The sequence below is a fragment of the Amycolatopsis thermalba genome, from assembly GCF_003385215.1.
GTDB lineage: Bacteria > Actinomycetota > Actinomycetes > Mycobacteriales > Pseudonocardiaceae > Amycolatopsis_E > Amycolatopsis_E thermalba.
The window spans coordinates 23,855-40,783 of sequence record NZ_PQHW01000034.1; the positions used below are offsets into that span (position 1 = coordinate 23,855).

Sequence of the window (16,929 nt, forward strand, 5' to 3'; positions counted from 1 at the left end):
TCAGCTCCAGATGTCGCGGTGCACGTTGAAGATGACCCGGGACCCGAGCCGCTCCAGTTTGATCGGCAGTTCCTTCATCGTGGCCAGCCGCGAGCGCACCGCCCGCTGGTGTTCCAGGGGGCAGCTGACCAGCAGGAACCCGCCGCCGCCCGCGCCGGTCACCTTCGCGCCGGACGCGCCCGCCGCCAGTGCCGCGTCCACGGCCTCGTCGATCTGCCGGTTCGACACCCCGGACGCGAGCGAGCGCTTGGCCTCCCAGCTCTTGCGCAACGCGGTGCCCAGCGCGGACAGGTCGCCGCCACGCAGGCCGTCCGCCGCCTCGCCCGCGAGGTCGCGCAGCTGGCCCAGCTGCGGCAGCCGGTCGCCGACGTTCGCGTTCTGCTCGCCCAGGATCGTGTTCGCGCTGCGGGTGATGCCGGTGAAGAACAGCATCAGCTCGTCCTGAAGCTTCCGCCAGTCCGCGCGCGGCAGGTCGATCCGTTCGACGCCGACCGCGTCGCCGGGCCCGAACTGCAGGTCGCACAGCCCGCCGTAGGCAGCCGCGTACTGGTCCTGCCTGCCGATCGGTTTGCGGCAGCGGTCGATCTCGATCGCGCACGCCCGGTCGGCCAGCTCCGCGGCGGTCACCTGCCTGCCCTGGTAGGCGAACAACGCGTGCAGCAGCCCGACGGTCACCGAGGACGACGATCCGAGCCCGGACCCGGCGGACGGGATGTCGGCCAGCGTGGTGATCTCCACGCCGCTGCGCACCCCGGTCATGTGCATGGCCTCGCGCACCAGCTCGTGCTCCAGGTCCTCGACCCGGGAGACGATCTCCTTGCGCGAGTAGTTGACGTAGATCTCGTCGTCGAAGCGCTGCTTGACCACGACGTAGACGTACTTGTCGATGGCCGCGTTGAGCACCCGGCCGCCGTGTTCGCGGTAGTAGCCGGGCAGATCGGTCCCGCCACCGACGAGCCCGATGCGCAGCGGGGTCTGGGTGATGATCACGACGCTCGCCTGCCTTGCCATTCGTCGCGGGCCCGGTCCAGCGCCGCGGGGGTGCCGATGTCGAGGAACCACGCGTCGCCGAGGGAGACCACGCGCGCGTGCCCGACGAGCTTGGGCAGCAGGTGGTAGCCGATGTCGGCGGGCGGCGGCCCGATCAGGTCGAGCACGGCGGGGGAGAACGCGTACATCCCGGCGTTCGCCAGATCACCGGACGGCGTGGCCGGCTTCTCGGTGAAACCCGTGACCAGGCCACCGGAAACGGTCAGGATCCCGCACCGCGTGGGATCGGGGGCGTGGAACACCGACAGCGTGGCGATGGTCCCGCCGGTGCGATGCGCGTCGATCAGGACCCGCGGGTCGAAGTCGGTGAGGTTGTCCGCGTTGAGGGCCAGGAACATGTCCTCGCCCGCGACGAACGAGCGGTTGGCCCACAGCGTGCCCGCGCTGCCGAGCAGTTCCGGTTCCTCGACGGTGTGCACGACCGGGCCACCGCGCCGGACCGCGAGGTGCGCCCGCACCAGCGGGGCCAGGTGGTGCAGGTTGACCAGCACCTCGTCCACCCCGGCGGCGGCGAGCGCGTCGAGCCAGATGTCCAGCATCGGCCGCCCGCCGATCTCGACCAGGCACTTGGGCGTGTGGTCGGTCAGGGGTCGCAACCGCGTCCCCAGCCCGGCCGCGAGCAGGAACGCCTTCACGTCCCCGCCTTGCGCACCACGCCGAGCGACCGCATCTTGGCGTCCGCCTCGGCGAGGATCTCGTCCAGGCCCGGCATGTCCCGCAACCAGTCGGCGTACTCGGCCACCGAGTCCGCGGGAGTCCGCTTCGGGGACCAGCCCAGCTGTTCGAGCGCGTCGATGTCGGAGGTGATGTGCCGGGTGTCGCCGAAGCGGTACTCGCCGCTGATCCGGCCCGGCCGGTCCGATCCGTACTGGCGGCGCACGATGTCGGCGAACTCCTGCGTGGTGTAGCCGGTTCCGCCGCCGACGTTGAAGACCCGCCCGGCGGCGCGGTCGTCGGCGAGCACCAGCACATTCGCGTCGACCACGTCGTGGATGTTCACGTAGTCGCGGATCGCCTGCCCGTCCTCGTACAGCGTCGGCGCGCCGCCCAGCAGGTAGTGCAGGTTGAAGATGCGGCACGCGCCGGAGTAGGCGTTGTAGACCGACTGCCGCGGGCCCTGGACGATGCTGTAGCGCAACGCGGCGGTCGGGATTCCGTAGCGGCGCCCGAGGTTGACCGCCACGACCTCCTCGCCGTGCTTGGACATGCCGTAGGCGTTCTGCGGGTTGGCGATCCGCTCCGGTGTGGGCAGCATCGCCAGCGGCTCGCCGCACACCGCGCAGCCGAGGTCCCAGTGCCCCGCCCGCAACGCCGCCTCGGGCCGCATGTCCGGCGTCTGCTCGCCGTGCGCCGCGCACCGGTAGAGCCCCTCGCCCATCGCGGCCTGCGAGGACGCCACCACGATCCGGGCCAGGTCCAGCTTCTCGGCGACCACGATCTCGTAGATCATCGCCGTGGACGTGACGTTGACGTCGGTGAACTTCGCGAAGTCCGGCAGGTAGTCCTGGTAGGCGGCGAAGTGGTAGACCGCGTCGGCGCGGCGCAGCAGGTTGCGCATCAGATCGCGGTTGCGCACGTCGCCCTCGTAGAACTCCACGCCGGGCGTCAGGTGGTTCGGTTTCCCGTCGCGGTGCACCGGCGCGGCCAGCACGTCCAGCACGGTCACCTCGTGCCCCAGCTCGACGAGCCGGTCGCAGGTGTGCGATCCGATGAACCCGGCGCCGCCGGTGACCAGGATCCTCATCGCGCGTGCACCTCCCGGTACACGTCGAGCGTGCGCGCGGCGGTGGCCGCCCAGGTGAACTCGCCCGCGCGTTCCGGTCCGCGGGCGCGCAGCCGCTCGCCCTCCGGGCCGCAGGCCTTGACGATCGCGTCGGCGATCGAGCCGGAGTCCGCCGGATCGGCCAGCAGCGCCGCCCCGCCCGCGGTTTCCGGCATCGCCGTCACGTTGGAGGTGACCACCGGGCACGCCGAGGCCATGGCCTCCAGGATCGGCAGGCCGAACGTCTCGTTGTGCGACGGGTACACGAACACGTCGGCCGCGCGGTAGAAGTGCACGGTCTCCTCCAGCGGCACCCCGCCGACCCACACGATGTCGCCGGCCACGCCGAGCCGCGCGGCCAGCGCCTTGAGTTGCCCGACGTACTCGACGTCCCGGCCGGGGCCCACGACGACCAGCTGCCGGTCCCCGAGGTCGGATTTCGCGGCGGCGAACGCGCGGATCAGGCCCTCGCAGTTCTTGTACGGCCACAGCGACGACACGAACAGCACGAACTGCCTGGTCACGCCGTAGCGCCGGGACACGTGGGCGAACGCCTCGTCCCGGTCGCCGGGGCGGAACAGGTCGTGGTCCACCGCCTCCGGGATGAGCCGGATCTTCGCCGGATCGACGTCCAGGTACTGCCGCACCTCGTCGACCAGGCTGCGGGAGTTGAGGATGATCGCGTCGGCCAGCCGCGCGGTGCGCGGGTAGCTCAGCTGCCGGTACAGCCGCGCCGGCGGTGAGATCGCGTGCGGTGTGGTGTACGCGTGCAGCGTCTTGATGTGCACCACGAGCTTCGGCGCGGACTTCACGATCGGCGCCATCAGCGTGTTCAGCACGTCGATCCCGCTCAGCGGCAGCCGCACCGGCGAGTACAGGTGCTCCGACAGCGTGCGCAGGTTGCGCTTCTCGTTGGACCACGGATAGGTGATGTACTCGACGCTCGACCCGTAGTCGTGCGTCGGCCGCGACTTCGGGCTCACCATGAGGTGGAACGACTCGCCGTCGCGGAGCAGCTCGGTCATCTCGGGGATGACGCGCGTCCAGAACCAGTGCGCGCCCGAGGGGTTGACCGGATCGTCGGTGAGCAGGTTGATCGCGACGCGCATGCGGTCAGAATGTCTGCGAGACAACGGCATCTGGGGTCATCCTCGACTGTCGGACGTACTGGGCCAGCAGGTGCATGCACGCCTGGTGGGCGTCTTCGACGACGCCGTAGTTGGCGGAGTCGACGTGGATGGAGACCTCGGCGCGGCGTCGCGCGGGCCCGCCCTCGAACCCGGTGAGCGCGATGGTCGGCATGTCGTGCGCCGCCGCCCAGTCCAGTGCCCGCACGATGTTCGGCGACCGGCCCGAGGACGAGATGACGATCAGCACGTCACCCGGCCGCGCCTGGGACTGCAACTGGTACTCGAAGACGTGCTCGTAGCCCAGGTCGTTGGCGATCGCGCTGAACAACTCCACGTTCGTGCTCAGGCTCTGCACCCGCGTGGTGACGCCGGTGCCGTTGCGGATGCCCTTCACGTGGTCGCATTGCAGGTGGTTGGCGATCGACGCGGACCCGCCGTTGCCGCACGCGAACACCGCCGAATCGCGGTCGTAGGCGGCGTTCAGGACGGTCGCCGCGCGGCTGACCTGTTCCAGGTCCACGGTGGCGAAGGCGCGCGCCAGCTCGGCGACGTAGGCGCCGCCGTAGGAGTCGGCGCGGTGGAACTTCGCGGCCGGGAACTTCGGCGCCTTCTCCTGATGCGGCGCCGGGACGGTGCTGCCACCGAGGATGAACCGCACGGCGGCAGCGAGATCGGGGAACGTGTCGACACCCGTCACCGCCGAGCCGGGCGGCCCGACGTGCAGCGGCTTGGCGCCCACCGCCCGCGCCAGCCCGACGTCGGCCGGGCTGTCCCCGACCACCCAGGACGCCGCCAGGTCCAGGTCCAGCGCCTCCGCGGCGGCCAGCGCCATGCCCGGCCCGGGTTTGCGGTCGGCGCTGCGCCGCGCGAACGCCTCCACGATGCCGTCCGGGTGGTAGGGGCAGAACAGCCACAGGTCGACGTGCGCGCCGTGCCGCGCCAGCTCGGCGATCATGTGCTTGTGGACCTGCTCCACGTCGGCGATGCCGTAGTACCCGCGGGCCACCCCGGCCTGGTTGGTGACCACCGCGACCGGGATGCCGGCGCGGTTGAGCGCGGCGATGGCCGCGATGGACCCGTCGATGAACTCGACCCGGTCGACCGAGCCGACATATCCGCTGTCGACGATGATCGTGCCGTCGCGATCGAGCAGAACCCCTGGCTGGCTCACGGTCGACCACCTCTCTGAGATGACTTGAGGTCGCGCGCGGGCCCGGGCGCGTTACGGTTTCCGGCCGGTGGAGTGCTCATTCCACAACCGTCCTTTGTGGAGCGGCGCGCGGGGCGGACAGCAGCGCCGCCGCGACGAAGAGGTGCAGCAGGTACGGCGAGGCGTCGCCCACCCCGACCTCGGTGTAGGAGGCGACCAGGCAGTAGGTGATCAGGAAGATCGCGTACGCCCGGGCCGGTGAGGGCGGGCGGGACAGCGCGACGATCACCAGCGTCAGCAGGAACAGCCCCACCAGCACGATACCCAGGTAGCCCTGCTCGTGGTAGACCGCCAGCCAGCCGCTGTCGATCGGCAACCCGTTGAAGGACTTGTTGGACAACCCGGTGCCGAAGACCTGCTCGAACCAGCTGCGTGGTTCCTGCAGCAGCGCGTCCCACACTTTCGTCCGCCCGGTGAGGTTGCTCAGCGCCTCGTCGTCCTGCCCGCGCAGCAACCACGTCTGCACCAGCGGGCCGAGCGGGATCGCGGCCAGCGCGACCGCGCCCGCGCAGAGCGTGAAGATCTTGCGGGCCCGGACGCTGGTCAGGAACAGCGACAGGCCGGCCACGAGCAGCCCGGCGACCAGGCCGAGCAGCGCCGTCCGGGTGTGGCTCAGCAGCAGCATCGCGAACGCGGGCCCGGCGATGAACGCCACGCTGCGGCCGTCGGTGTGGCGGTTCACCCACAGCAGGACGACCAGCCCGGCGACGACCGCGCTGTAGGCGCCGACCTGCGGCGCGGTCATCGGCCACAGGGTTCCGCTGAGGCGGCCGTCGTTGCTCGCGGGCAACGCGTTGCCCGGCGAGATGAACAGGCCGACCGCGACCGGGACCAGCACCACGATGAGGGCCCGCAGGTGCAGCCGCACGAACCGGATCGCGTGGTCCATCCACGGGCTGATCAGCCACAGCGTGGCGACGAACAGGGTCAGCCGGAAGCAGCGGAACAGCGAGCCGTAACCGGCCTCCAGGCGGGCGCTGCCCGCGATGCTCGCCGCCAGGAGCAGGGTGAGCAGGAACAGGAACGCGCTCGGCCGGATCCGCACGCGCGGGTTGGTGATCAGCGCGAGGCCGAACGCGGCCACGATCGCCCCCATCGTGACCACCTGCACGACGGTCCGCGGCAGGGTGATCAGCAGTTGCCCGCCCTGCGAGCCGAGCGTGTTGAACACCAGCAGCGCCCAGATCGCCGGCAGCAGGCGGGGGAACGCCTCCTGGCCGGGCTTCTCCGGCGCCGCGCGGGGCCGGACGGTGTCGATGCTCATCAGCCACCCGCCCTGAGCGTGAACGTGCTGCCGGTGTCCTGCTGGTAGGGCGGCGCCTGCCAGGCCACGGTGTCCAGGACGCCCTCGGTGTCGACCGCCATGAAGCTCCACGGCCCGGCGTAGGTGTTGTCGTGCCACCGGTTGTCCTGCCCGAACGTGATCGCCTGCCGGATGACCTCGGCCTTGTACGGCGACCAGTCCGGGTAGGTGCCGTAGTTGGACAGCACCGCCATGCGCCCGCACATCGCCCGGCACCCGATCACCACCGGGTCGAAGGCGAACCGGTTGCCGTGGATGTCGACGCGCTGGGTCTTCCAGCGGCAGTCGGAGTACAGCGGTTCGCCGGCGATGGCGGGCTGGGCGCACGTCGCGGCGTCCGGGACCAGCCGGGTGCAGTAGCCGGTCGAGGTGTTCGCCGCGCTGTTGCAGAAGCGGTCGGCGTTCTCCCACAGGGTGATCCCGGACCAGTTGTCGGTCAGGTCGTTGCCGGTGATCTCGATCTTGTCGGTGCGCGCCGGGACCCGCGGTTCCCCGCCGGATTCGGAGATGTAGATCGTCGCGGCGGGGAAGGTGTCGCCCTTGTCGACGAAGGAGCGGCCCTCGACCCAGTTGTTGCGGCGGATCGCGTTGTTCCGGATGATCGCGTTGTAGCTGGTCTCGTAGATGATCGCGGCGCCGCCGTTGCCCTCGATGACGTTGCCCTCGATCAGGAAGTCGTTGTTGTTGGTGTCCGCCCACAGCCCGACGCCCTGGTTGTCGTGCACCCAGTTGCCGCGCACGTCGGCACCGTTGACGGCCCAGAACTTGATGCCGCCGGTGCAGCCGCAGCCCTCGTAGCGGGCCTCCAGGTTGTCGGTGTTGTTGCCGGTGATCTCGTTGCCCTCGACGACGAGCCCGGTGATGGTGTCGCCGGCCTGGTAGGCGTTCATCGCGTACTGGCCGTTGGCGCGCAGGCAGTTGGCACGCACCTGCTGCCGCGCCCCGGCCATCAGCCCGGCGCCGCGGTTGTCCTCGATGGTGTTGTGCTCGATGATCCAGCCGTCGCCGGAGTCGTGGTTGACCACGCCCTCGTTGAGCGGCGCGTCGAAGCCGGTGACCACCAGGTGGCGGATCGTCACGTCGGAGGCGGTGCCCGCGAACGCGTACCGGTTGACGCCGCGGCCGTCGAACACCGCGCCGGGGGCGCCGAGGTAGGTGTTGCCGGTCCGCGGCTGGACCTGGTCGTACTGGTCCTCGCCGAGCACGTGCTTGCCCGGGGCCAGCCAGAACGTGGTGCCCGGCGGGTTGTCGGCGGTCTTGATCGCCAGGTCGTTGACCAGGCCCGGGTCCACGACGACCGCCCCGGCGGGGGGCGTGGCCGGACCGGGTGCCGCGTTGCCGCACACCGCCGCCACCTGGTTCGGCACGCCCTCCTGCGCGGTGGGGGCCGCGGTCGGACCGGACGTGCACGCGGGCACCGCCAGGAGCGCCAGGGCCGGCAGCACCCGGCGGAGTCGGGTCGTCGTTCGTGCGGGCACGGGGTGCCACCTCCGGCTAGTGGGCGAAGCGCAGCAGTGTGGTGAGCGCGCCACCGCGCCCGGCCAGTCCACTGCCGATCAGGGTCGTGGCCGGTTCGCGGCGGCCGTAGCCGGGCGAGTACCAGCCGAGCGGTGGGCCGGTCTGCCCGTGGTGCGCGGTCCAGGTGAGCCCGGCGGGCAGGTCGAGGACGGCGGCCTGCTCGCGGCCGCCGGAGGTCCAGGTCAGCACGGCCGCGTGCCCGGTCAGTTCGGCCGAGACACGGGGGCCCAGGTGGAACGCGAGCCGCGCCGGGTGGTGCCGGCCGGCGGTGATCTCGTCGGTGATCCGCAGCTCACGCGCGCCCGGGTCGAGTTCGACGGTGCGCCGGTGCACGGCCGGGCGGTAGCCGTCGTGCTCGGCCGACCACCGCGCCACCCCGCCGCCGGGCGCGGCCAGCACGCGGGTGGTCGCGTGCCGGGTCCACAGGAACGGGCCGCCCGAAGTGGACTGGTCGGTGTCGTCCAGCTGCACCGTGTTGTGGCCCAGCGTGGACCGGAAGTAGGCGCGCCACTCCGGTTCGCCGTGGTAGCAGTAGGTGCCCGGGTCGGCGAGGACGTCCACGCCGTCGTGCCGCACCTCGACCGACAGCGCGTCGGCGTGCGCGTGCGCGGCGATCGACAGGAACCCGTGCGGGCCGCCGTCGCAGCGGCACCAGATCTCGCCGCGGCCGTCGCCGGGCGGGGTGCGCAGCAGCGTCAGCCCGGCGTCGGCGAAGTGGTCCGGCCGGGTGCGTGGCCGGTCCGCCGCCTCGAACCGGTCGGCGAGCGCGGCGAGCAGCGGCGTGCGCACGTCGCCGCAGCGCGGGCTCGGCCACCAGTCCAGGCGCCCGAACAGGGCGTCCCCGGTCGCCAGCAGCGACGACCAGCGGTCGGTGCCGCGGCCGTCGAGGACCAGCCCGTGCCCGTCGTCGCCGTCGCCCTGCCGCGGCGGGTGCAGCCGGACGTCGACGACGGCCGCGAGCGCGTCGGTCGTGCGCAGCAGCGTGCGCCACAGCGAGTCCGGCACGGCCGCCCCGGCCTCGGCCGCCGCGGCCAGGCCCAGCTCCAGAACCAGGCCGTGGTACTCGGTGGCCAGCTCGCGGTTCAGGCCGGAGCCGAAGGTGTTGGCGGCCAGGTGCTCGTCGAGCGACCGCAGCGCGGCCGATCGCCAGGCGGCCGACTCGGGGAACCACGGGAACGCGCAGGACGCGGCCAGCTGCCCGGCCGCCTCGGCGATGACGTGGTTGTTCGCCGACGAACCGCGGCTCGGGAAGGTCGCCAGCCACCGCTGGTGGTGCCAGATCTGGTGCAGCGCCTCGGGGTTGTCCTCGAACAGGCCGGCCGCGCCGGGCCAGCCGTGCAGCAGCCGCCGCACCCACACCCAGGACAGCAGCCGGATGCCCAGCTCGATCCCGCTGACCCAGTGCACGCTCGTCATCGGCGCGTTGGCCGCCCACCAGGACTTCAGGTGGTCGGCGACCCGCTCGGCGTAGCGGTCGTCACCGGTGAGCGCGTAGGCGGTGGCGAGCACGGTGAGGTGCTGGTGCCGCGACGGCTCCCAGATCTGCTTGATGTCGCCCACGACGTCCTCGTGCCGGTACGGGATGTCGAAGGCGAACGTGTCGGCAGGCGCCCGCCGCCCGGTCTTCGGATCGGCCGACCAGTCCGGGTTCACCAGGTCGTCGCGCGGCACCCCGAAGTACTCGGCTCGGCCGTCCAACAGCCGGTCCGCGGTCTCCAGCACGCGTGCCCACGCGTCCGGCGGCACCCGCACGTCCTCGGGCAGCACGGCGGTGAAGCGGCGGCCGGGCAGGGGAGTGGACGCCTCCGGCAACGCGCGCCGCAGCTTGCGCCGGTTCCGCACGTCCGCGGCCCGCCCGGCGACTTCGCGCGGGCCCATCCGCGACAGCCGCCGCAGGTACCAGCCGGGGTCCATCATGCCGACGTCCCGATCCGGACCGGTGCGCCCGTGGCCAGGCTGGTCCGCACCGCGAGCGTGGCCAGCGTGGTCGCGACCAGCGACTCCAGCGGCACCGGCATCGGCCCGCCCGAGGTGACCGCGGTGACGAACGCGTCCAGCTCGGCGTGCTGGCCCTTGTCGCGGCCCTTCGGGATGCGCGAACTGGTCCAGCGCTTGCGCGCGTACACCGAGGCGCGGGCGAAGTCGTCGAACTTCAGCACCTTGCCGTCGGCGACGACGTCCAGCGTCTCCTTGGGGAAGCTCGCCGGACCGGTGGTGGCGTAGCTGATCGCCGCGGTCGAGCCGTCCGGGTAGCGCAACAGGATCTGCAGGTCCTGCTGGTCCGGCGTGGCGCAGGCGTAGACCGACACCGGGTCGGCGCCGAGCAGCCAGCTGACCGTGTCGATGAAGTGCCCGCCCTCGCCGTCGAACCGGGTGCCCTCGGAGCCGGCCTGGCTGTACCAGCTGCCGTGGTCCAGGCGGCCGGCGTTCACCAGGTACCGCACCGACGCCGGGCCGATGCGCCTGCCGAAGTGGCTCGTCGCCTCGTGCAGCAGCGGCGCGAACCGGCGGTTGAACCCGACCTGCAGCCGGTCGTTGCCGGACTCCTCGACCGCGCCCAGCACCTTGCCCAGCTCGGCTTCGGTGAGCGCCAGCGGCTTCTCGACGAACACCGCCTTGCCGGCCAGCAGCGCGCGCCGGGTCAGCTCGGCGTGCGAGCTGTGCCGGGTCACCACGAACACCGCGTCGATGCCCGGGTCGGCCAGTGTGGCGTCCACATCGGTGGACGCCTCGGCGAACCCGAACTTGCGCTTGGCGTTCGCGCCCGACAGCGACGACGTGGTGACCACGCGGCGCAGCTCGACGTCCTCGCGCTCGGCCAGGTGCGGCAGCAGCATCGAGGACGCGTAGTTGCCCGCGCCGATGAACGCGGTCCGCACCCTGCCCATCCGCCGGGACGTGCGGATCGAGGCCGGGACCCGCGCGGTCAGCTCCGGTTCCGCGACGCCGGTATCCACGCCCGGGTACCGGAACAACACGGCGACGGCCTTGAGCTCGCCTTCGTTGAGCCTGCGGTAGGTCTCCACCGCCGTGGCGAAGTCCGCGACGTGCGAGACCAGCGGTTCGACGTCCACCCGGCCACGCGCGATCAGGTCGAGGAAGCATTCCAGGTTGCGGCGCTCGGTCCAGCGCACGTAACCGATCGGGTAGTCGCGGCCGTCCAGTTCGTACTCCGGGTCGTAGCGGCCCGGGCCGTAGGAGCGGGAGAACCGGACGTCGAGTTCCTTTTCGTAGTAGGCGTTCCACGGCAGGTCGAGGCGGCACTTGCCGATGTCGATCACCCGGCCGCGGTCGCGGGCGAGCTTCGCGGCCAGCTCGACCGGCTCGTTCGTGCTGCCGCCCGCCGCGAGGTACACCTGGTCGACGCCGTGGCCACCGGTCAGCTCACCGACGGCGATCGCCACGTCGCCGGAACCGGGATGCCCGCACACGGACGCGCCCAGCCGCTCGGCCAGCGCGCACCGCTCCTGGTCCGGATCCACCCCGACCACCCGCACCCCGGACGCGGCCAGCAGTTGCACGACCAGCTGCCCGATCAGGCCCAGCCCGATGACCAGCGCCGTGTCGCCGAGCTGCGGTTCGCCGCGCCGGACGCCCTGCATGGCGATCGCGCCGACGGTCGCGAACGACGCGTGCCGCGGCTCGACCCCGGCCGGCACGCGCACGTAGAGGTTCTTCGGCACCCAGTTCAGCTCGGAGTGCAGCGCGTGCTCGTTCCCGGCGCAGGCGACCAAGTCGCCGACGGTGACGTCATCGATCCCGGCGCCGACCTCTTCGACCACGCCGCACAGCGAGTAGCCGAGCGGGGTGTAGGAGTCGAGCCGGTTCATCACCTTGCGATAGGTGGCGCCGACGCCGTTGGTCGCGACGCTCTGCACGACCTTCGCGACCTGGTCCGGCCGCGACCGCGCCTTGCCCAGCATCGACATGCTCGCCTCGGACACCTTCATCATCTCGGTGCCGGTGGAGATCAGCGAGAACGCGGACCGCACGAGCACGCCGCCCGGCTTGCCCGCCGGCGTCTCGACGTCCAGCAGCGCCAGCTCGCCGCTCTTGTAGTTCTGTACGACCTGCTTCACCAGGGCTCCTCACGCTGCTCGCTCGGCCGCACCGGCTTCGGTCGCGCCGCGGTACCAGTACTCCAGGGTCAACACGTGCCAGAGGTGCTTGGACCGGTCCTCCCGCCCCGCGGCGTCCTCGTCGACGAGCCGCTGCAACGCATCACGCCGCAGGAAACCCGAGTTCACGAGAACGCCGTCGTGCACGACCTCACGCACCAGCGGCGCCAGATCGCGGCTCATCCACGCCCGCAGCGGGGCGCTGAACAGGCCCTTCGGCCGGTGGACGATCTCCTTCGGCAGGATCGACAGCGCGGCTTCCTTCAGCGCGGCCTTGCCCTGCCGCCCGGCGATCTTGCGGTTGCCGGGCAGGCTGAACGCGGCCTTGACCACCTCGACGTCCACGAACGGCACGCGCACCTCGGTGGAGGCGGCCATCGTGGCGCGGTCGGTGTAGGTCAGGTTCAGGCCGGGCAGGAACATCCGCGCGTCGGCCAGGCACATGCGGTTGACGAAGTCGTCGAGCAGGTTGTCGTGGTAGGTGTCGGCGTGCTCGGTGAGCACGTCGTCCACGGCTCCGGCCAGGTCGGGGGCGACCAGACCGGCCAGCTCGTCGCGGTCGTACATCGTGTAGCTGCGCCGGAACGCGGTCTCCTCGGGCAGCTCGGCGAAGGACAGGAACCGCTTCGCGAAGCGCACGGACCGGAACCCGCGCCGGGACGTGGCCACCGGCAGACGGTCCACAAGGGACTCGATCGGCCGCCGCACCCCGCCCGGGATCTTCTGGTACCGCAACGCGATCAGGTTCGCCAGGTGCTTGCGGTAACCGGCGAACAGCTCGTCCGCGCCCATCCCGGACAGCATCACCTTGACGCCCGCCTCACGCGCGGCCAGGCAGATCAGGTAGCTGTTGATCGCGGCCGGATCACCGATCGGCTCGTCCAGGTGGTAGGTCAGGTGCGGGAGCAGCTCCTGCACGTTCGGCGCGATCTCGATCTCGTGCAGGTCCACGCCGAACCGTTCGGCCACGATCCGCGCGTACCGCAGATCGTCCGGCATGGCCTCGAACTTCGCGTCCTCGGCGCGGAACCCGATGGTGTAGGCGGAGATGCCGGGCGAGTCTTGGGCCGCCAGCGCGGTCAGGTAGCTGGAGTCCAGGCCGCCGGACAGGAACGTCGCCACCGGCACGTCGGAGAGCAGGTGCTTGCGCGTGGAGTCCTCGACGACCGCGGCGAGGTCGGCGGGCGGGCCGTGCTGCGCCTCGGTGGCGACGTCCCGCAGGTTCCAGTACCGGCCGGTGTCGACGCGTCCGTCCGCGCGGCATCGCATCCAGGTGCCCGGCGGCAGCTTGTGCGCCTCGCGGAACGCGCACCGGCTGTCCGGAACCCAGTAGTACAGCAGCGACGCGACCAGCGCGGTCTCGTCGACGTGCAGCCCGCCGATCTCCCCGGCCAGCGCCTTCAGCTCGGAGGAGAACGCGATTCCCCCACCGCGGCGCACGTAGAACAGCGGCTTGATGCCCAGCTGGTCGCGGGCCAGGAACAGCTCCCCGGTGCGCTCGTCGAAGATCCCGAACGCGAACATGCCGCGCAGCCGGGGCAGGCACTGCACACCCCAGCGCCGCCACGCCTCCAGCAGGACCTCGGTGTCGGAGGTGCCGCGGAACCGCACGCCCTTGCTCACCAGCTCGGCCCGCAGCTCGGGGGCGTTGTAGAGCTCGCCGTTGTAGGTCAGCGCGAGGCCGCCGGAGACCATCGGCTGCGCGCCCGTCTCGGACAGGTCGATGATGGACAGCCGGCGGTGGCCGAGGTGCACGTCACCGTGGTCGTAGCGGCCCTCGCCGTCCGGACCGCGGTGGGACAGGCGCTTGGTCAGCCGGTCGGTCAGCGGGCCGCCGTCGGGCCAGCGAAAGGTTCCTGCGACACCGCACATGGTCAGCCTTCGCGATCGAGGGGCCGCTTGCCGTTCACATGTGCCTCCGTGGTCTCGGCCGGCGTGACCGGGGTGAATTCCGTCGTCGGCAGCTCGGCGTGCACCGGCTGCAGCGTCGCGGTCCGCTCGCCGGCGCCGGCCGCGGGCAGCGGGGCGAACCAGGTCGTGGGGTGATCGTCGACGTTCGCGCTGCCGTTGACCCGTCGTGCCTCGGCGAAGGTGGCCCGGCCCCGCAACGCGGTGTGCAGGCCGTCCCACAACGTGCCGTCGGTGCGGTCCCGCGGATCCGGCGCGACGAGCACGATGCCGATGACCGGGATGCCCAGATCGGCCAGCTGCCGCGCGACGGTGTGCAGCCAGAGCGTGCTGGCCTTGCCGGCGCGGACCACCAGCACGGTCTCCGCGCCCAGCCGGCGCAGATCGGTCCACGCCGTCCCCGGCGACACGGACCCCACGCCGAGGCGCAGCCCGTCGTCCAGCCGTTCGCTGCCGTCCACGACCGGCACCGCCGGTGCCTTGCCCGCCACCGCGGTCAGGTCGCGGTGGGGGAGGTCGTCGACGAGCACGACCTTCGTGTCCTTCGCCAGGTACTTCGCCACTTCGAGGGCGAGCGTGGCGGCCACCCGGGGACAACCCAGCTCGAGCACCGACACCGGGCCACCCTCGGCGGTCACCGCACGGGCGACCGTCGCCGCGACCCGGGCCCGCTGTGTGTCCGACCGGGCGTGCCGCAACCGGCGCGGCTGCGGCAGTTCGCCGATGACCGACGCGCCCAGCTCGGTGGAGATGTCGCGGCGCAGCACCGGCCGGTCCCGCACCACGCCGAGCACCGCGGCCAGCGCGAGCCCGGCGAACAGGCCGAACCCGCCGCCGATCCCGCCGGTGGTCACGGCCGAGGCGAGCACGGACGATCCGACCGCGCGCGGGCCGTCGACGATCTGGGTGCCCGCGCCCAGCTGCGGCTCGCCGATCCGCGCCTCGTTGGCCCGTCCGGTGAAGTCGGAGACGCGCGAGGCCAGGTCCGCGCGCTGGGCGTACAGGGACTGCAGCTCGGCGGGGCCGACGCGGCTGTTGCGGCCGGACGCCTCGACGATCTGCACGTCCACCTGGTTCAGCTCGCGCTGCAGATCGTCGCGCTGGTCGAGCAACGCCTGCGCCTCCGCGTCGGCGGCCGCCTGCAACCGCTGCCGGTGATCGGCGATGAACGCGTCGGCCAGCGCCTGCGCCCGTGCGAGCGCGTCGCGGTAGGTCGGCGCGGTGACCGTCACCTGCATGATGTTGTTCGTGACGCCCTCACCGCTGTAGGTCGTGAGGAACTGCTCGGGCGAGGCCGTCGAGTTCAGCGCCGTCAGCGCGGCACCGGCGATCCGGCTCGTCTCCAGCACGGCGACGTCGGTCTGGATCAGGCTCTTGCTGTCGTTGGGCTGGTCGGCCGCGTGCAGCACGATCAGCTGGGTCACCGCGGTCGGCTGCTGCGGCGTCAGGAACGCGAACGCCGCACCCGCGAGCAGGCCCAGGACCCCGGTCGACACCCACAGGCGGCGACGGCGGCGGATCGCGGTGAGCAGGCGGTGGAGGTCGATGAGCGGCTGGGCCGCCGGTGGACGGTCGGTCGTCGTCATGCCGAACCTGCCAATGCGTCGTTCTCGATCAGCTCATCGACCGGCCGCCGGGACGCCCGCACCGGGTGCGCGACGACCGTGCCGAGCACCCGCAGACCGGCGTCCGTGCACGCGGTGGCCAGCGCCACCAGCTCCCACCCGGTCCGGGTGCCGGTGCCCTGGACCACCACGGCGCCGGACGCGTCGTCGACGGTGGGCACGGTGGGCCGCCGGGCGCTGGTCACGACGATGCGGAGTTCCGGTCCGCTCGCGGCCGCCGCCAGCTGCGTGGCCGCGGCCCGCCCCGCCGGGTCGTCGTCCGCGACGACCAGGACCACCAGCGGCTCGTCGTGCAGGCGGGACAGCGCCCGCCGGTAGCGGATCTCCCGGCTGGCCTGGTCGACGGACGGCAGCAGGTCGGGTTCGTTCCACGGCCGGTCGGTGCCCAGCCAGCGCGACCAGCGGTGCCGCGGGGCGCCGGACGGCAGGTGCCCGCCGCGCTCGACCGGCACGTCGACACTGCCCAGCACCGGGCCGCCCACCGCGGCGCCGATCTCGCTCTCGTCCCGTAACCGGCGGTCCGCCCGCGCGCCGATCAGGTGACCGAGCACGCCGAGCAGGAAGAACGCGAGCGCGCCGCCGCCGACGAACTGCGCCATCGTCGGCGCCGCCGGGCTGACCGGGCGCTGCGCGGGGCCCATCACGATGGTCTTGGTCTGGCTGATCGTCTCGTCGGTCTGGTCCAGCTTGAGCATCGCGTCGGCCAGGTCGTTGCGCAGCTGCTCCAGCTGCGTGCGGACGTCGACGCTTTCCACCGACAGGGTGCGCACCGACCCCGCGAGGTCGGTGATGCGGTCGTTGGTCTCCTGCACCTGCCGGCGCAGCGCGTTCGCCTGCTCCTGGGCCACCTGGCTCGCCGCGTCCGCGGTGCCGCCGAAGAGCTGCGCGGTGTAGGCGACGTAGGCGGCGGCGACTTCGTCGGCGAGAGCCTGCGCCTTCTCCGGGGTGTTCGCGGTGGCCGCGATCTGGACGATGTTGGCCTGGTTCGCCCCGGCCTTCACGGTGCCGCGCAGCTCCTCGCCGCTCACGCCCCAGCCCAGCGCCTGGGCGGCGCGGTCGAGGACGACCGAGCTGCTGGCGACCTGCGCCTCGGTGAGGAGTTCGCTCTCGTCCCGCGAGCCCTGCAACAGAACGCTGGTGGTGGTCCGGTAACCAGGGGAGAACAGCATGGAGGCGCCGGCCCCCACCAGGGCGCCGAGCACCGCCAGCGCCACGAGCACGCGCCACCGGTTGCGCAGGATCCGCCCGATCGTGGACAGGCGGACGGTGTCGTCACCCAATGCGGGCCCCCTCGAACGAACCACG

At 72.1% G+C, this 16,929-nt stretch carries 12 protein-coding genes; all 12 read right to left on the minus strand.

The genetic code is table 11. The features are described 5' to 3' along the window. The 12 genes from D0D15_RS15895 to D0D15_RS15950 all read right to left on the minus strand — a co-directional run bounded on the left by D0D15_RS15895 (nt 1) and on the right by D0D15_RS15950 (nt 16,904). Nucleotides 1-990 (minus strand): GHMP family kinase ATP-binding protein, encoded by a 990-nt coding sequence (locus D0D15_RS15895; protein WP_094003796.1) that lies wholly within the window; start codon nt 988-990, stop codon nt 1-3. Then, nucleotides 987-1,685 carry a nucleotidyltransferase family protein gene (locus D0D15_RS15900; RefSeq protein ID WP_094003797.1) on the minus strand — a complete coding sequence of 233 codons (699 nt, stop codon included), beginning with the start codon at nt 1,683-1,685 and terminating at the stop codon, nt 987-989. Before D0D15_RS15900 ends, D0D15_RS15895 begins: the two co-directional genes overlap by 4 nt. Continuing rightward, the gene (locus D0D15_RS15905) at nt 1,682-2,794 is read right to left on the minus strand and encodes an SDR family NAD(P)-dependent oxidoreductase (RefSeq protein ID WP_094003798.1); all 1,113 of its coding nucleotides are present in this window, start codon (nt 2,792-2,794) and stop codon (nt 1,682-1,684) included. The genes D0D15_RS15900 and D0D15_RS15905 overlap by 4 nt, the downstream gene beginning before the upstream one ends. Beyond that, nucleotides 2,791-3,921, minus strand: a complete 1,131-nt coding sequence (locus D0D15_RS15910; RefSeq protein WP_094003799.1) for a glycosyltransferase family 4 protein — start codon at nt 3,919-3,921, stop codon at nt 2,791-2,793. Before D0D15_RS15910 ends, D0D15_RS15905 begins: the two co-directional genes overlap by 4 nt. 4 nt (nt 3,922-3,925) lie before the next feature. Further along, nucleotides 3,926-5,113, minus strand: a complete 1,188-nt coding sequence (locus D0D15_RS15915) for an HAD-IIIA family hydrolase (RefSeq protein ID WP_094003800.1) — start codon at nt 5,111-5,113, stop codon at nt 3,926-3,928. A 76-nt stretch (nt 5,114-5,189) separates the two neighbouring features. Beyond that, nucleotides 5,190-6,416 (minus strand): hypothetical protein, encoded by a 1,227-nt coding sequence (locus tag D0D15_RS15920; RefSeq protein WP_094003801.1) that lies wholly within the window; start codon nt 6,414-6,416, stop codon nt 5,190-5,192. Continuing rightward, nucleotides 6,416-7,933 carry a right-handed parallel beta-helix repeat-containing protein gene (locus tag D0D15_RS15925; RefSeq protein ID WP_198958127.1) on the minus strand — a complete coding sequence of 506 codons (1,518 nt, stop codon included), beginning with the start codon at nt 7,931-7,933 and terminating at the stop codon, nt 6,416-6,418. The genes D0D15_RS15920 and D0D15_RS15925 overlap by 1 nt, the downstream gene beginning before the upstream one ends. A gap of 16 nt (nt 7,934-7,949) precedes the next feature. Further along, nucleotides 7,950-9,887, minus strand: a complete 1,938-nt coding sequence (locus D0D15_RS15930; protein ID WP_094003802.1) for an alginate lyase family protein — start codon at nt 9,885-9,887, stop codon at nt 7,950-7,952. Beyond that, on the minus strand, nt 9,887-12,052 hold the full coding sequence (locus D0D15_RS15935; RefSeq protein ID WP_094003803.1) for a bi-domain-containing oxidoreductase: 2,166 nt from the start codon (nt 12,050-12,052) through the stop codon (nt 9,887-9,889). The genes D0D15_RS15930 and D0D15_RS15935 overlap by 1 nt, the downstream gene beginning before the upstream one ends. 9 nt (nt 12,053-12,061) lie before the next feature. Continuing rightward, nucleotides 12,062-13,963, minus strand: a complete 1,902-nt coding sequence (gene asnB / locus D0D15_RS15940; RefSeq protein ID WP_094003804.1) for an asparagine synthase (glutamine-hydrolyzing) — start codon at nt 13,961-13,963, stop codon at nt 12,062-12,064. A gap of 2 nt (nt 13,964-13,965) precedes the next feature. Then, nucleotides 13,966-15,585: a Wzz/FepE/Etk N-terminal domain-containing protein gene (locus D0D15_RS15945; RefSeq protein ID WP_094003805.1), complete on the minus strand. Its 1,620-nt coding sequence runs from the start codon at nt 15,583-15,585 to the stop codon at nt 13,966-13,968. Continuing rightward, complete coding sequence (locus D0D15_RS15950) at nt 15,582-16,904, minus strand: YveK family protein (protein WP_094003806.1); 1,323 nt, start codon at nt 16,902-16,904, stop codon at nt 15,582-15,584. Before D0D15_RS15950 ends, D0D15_RS15945 begins: the two co-directional genes overlap by 4 nt. Between the last annotated feature and the right edge of the window lie 25 nt (nt 16,905-16,929).

Excerpts from the sequence above, each read along its gene's own strand:
- D0D15_RS15905 (WP_094003798.1), bottom strand. The coding sequence starts at position 2,794 with ATGAGGATCCTGGTCACCGGCGGCGCCGGGTTCATCGGATCGCACACC.
- D0D15_RS15910 (WP_094003799.1), bottom strand. The coding sequence starts at position 3,921 with ATGCGCGTCGCGATCAACCTGCTCACCGACGATCCGGTCAACCCCTCG.
- D0D15_RS15920 (WP_094003801.1), bottom strand. The coding sequence starts at position 6,416 with ATGAGCATCGACACCGTCCGGCCCCGCGCGGCGCCGGAGAAGCCCGGC.
- D0D15_RS15930 (WP_094003802.1), bottom strand. The coding sequence starts at position 9,887 with ATGGACCCCGGCTGGTACCTGCGGCGGCTGTCGCGGATGGGCCCGCGC.
- asnB (WP_094003804.1), bottom strand. The coding sequence starts at position 13,963 with ATGTGCGGTGTCGCAGGAACCTTTCGCTGGCCCGACGGCGGCCCGCTG.
- D0D15_RS15945 (WP_094003805.1), bottom strand. The coding sequence starts at position 15,585 with ATGACGACGACCGACCGTCCACCGGCGGCCCAGCCGCTCATCGACCTC.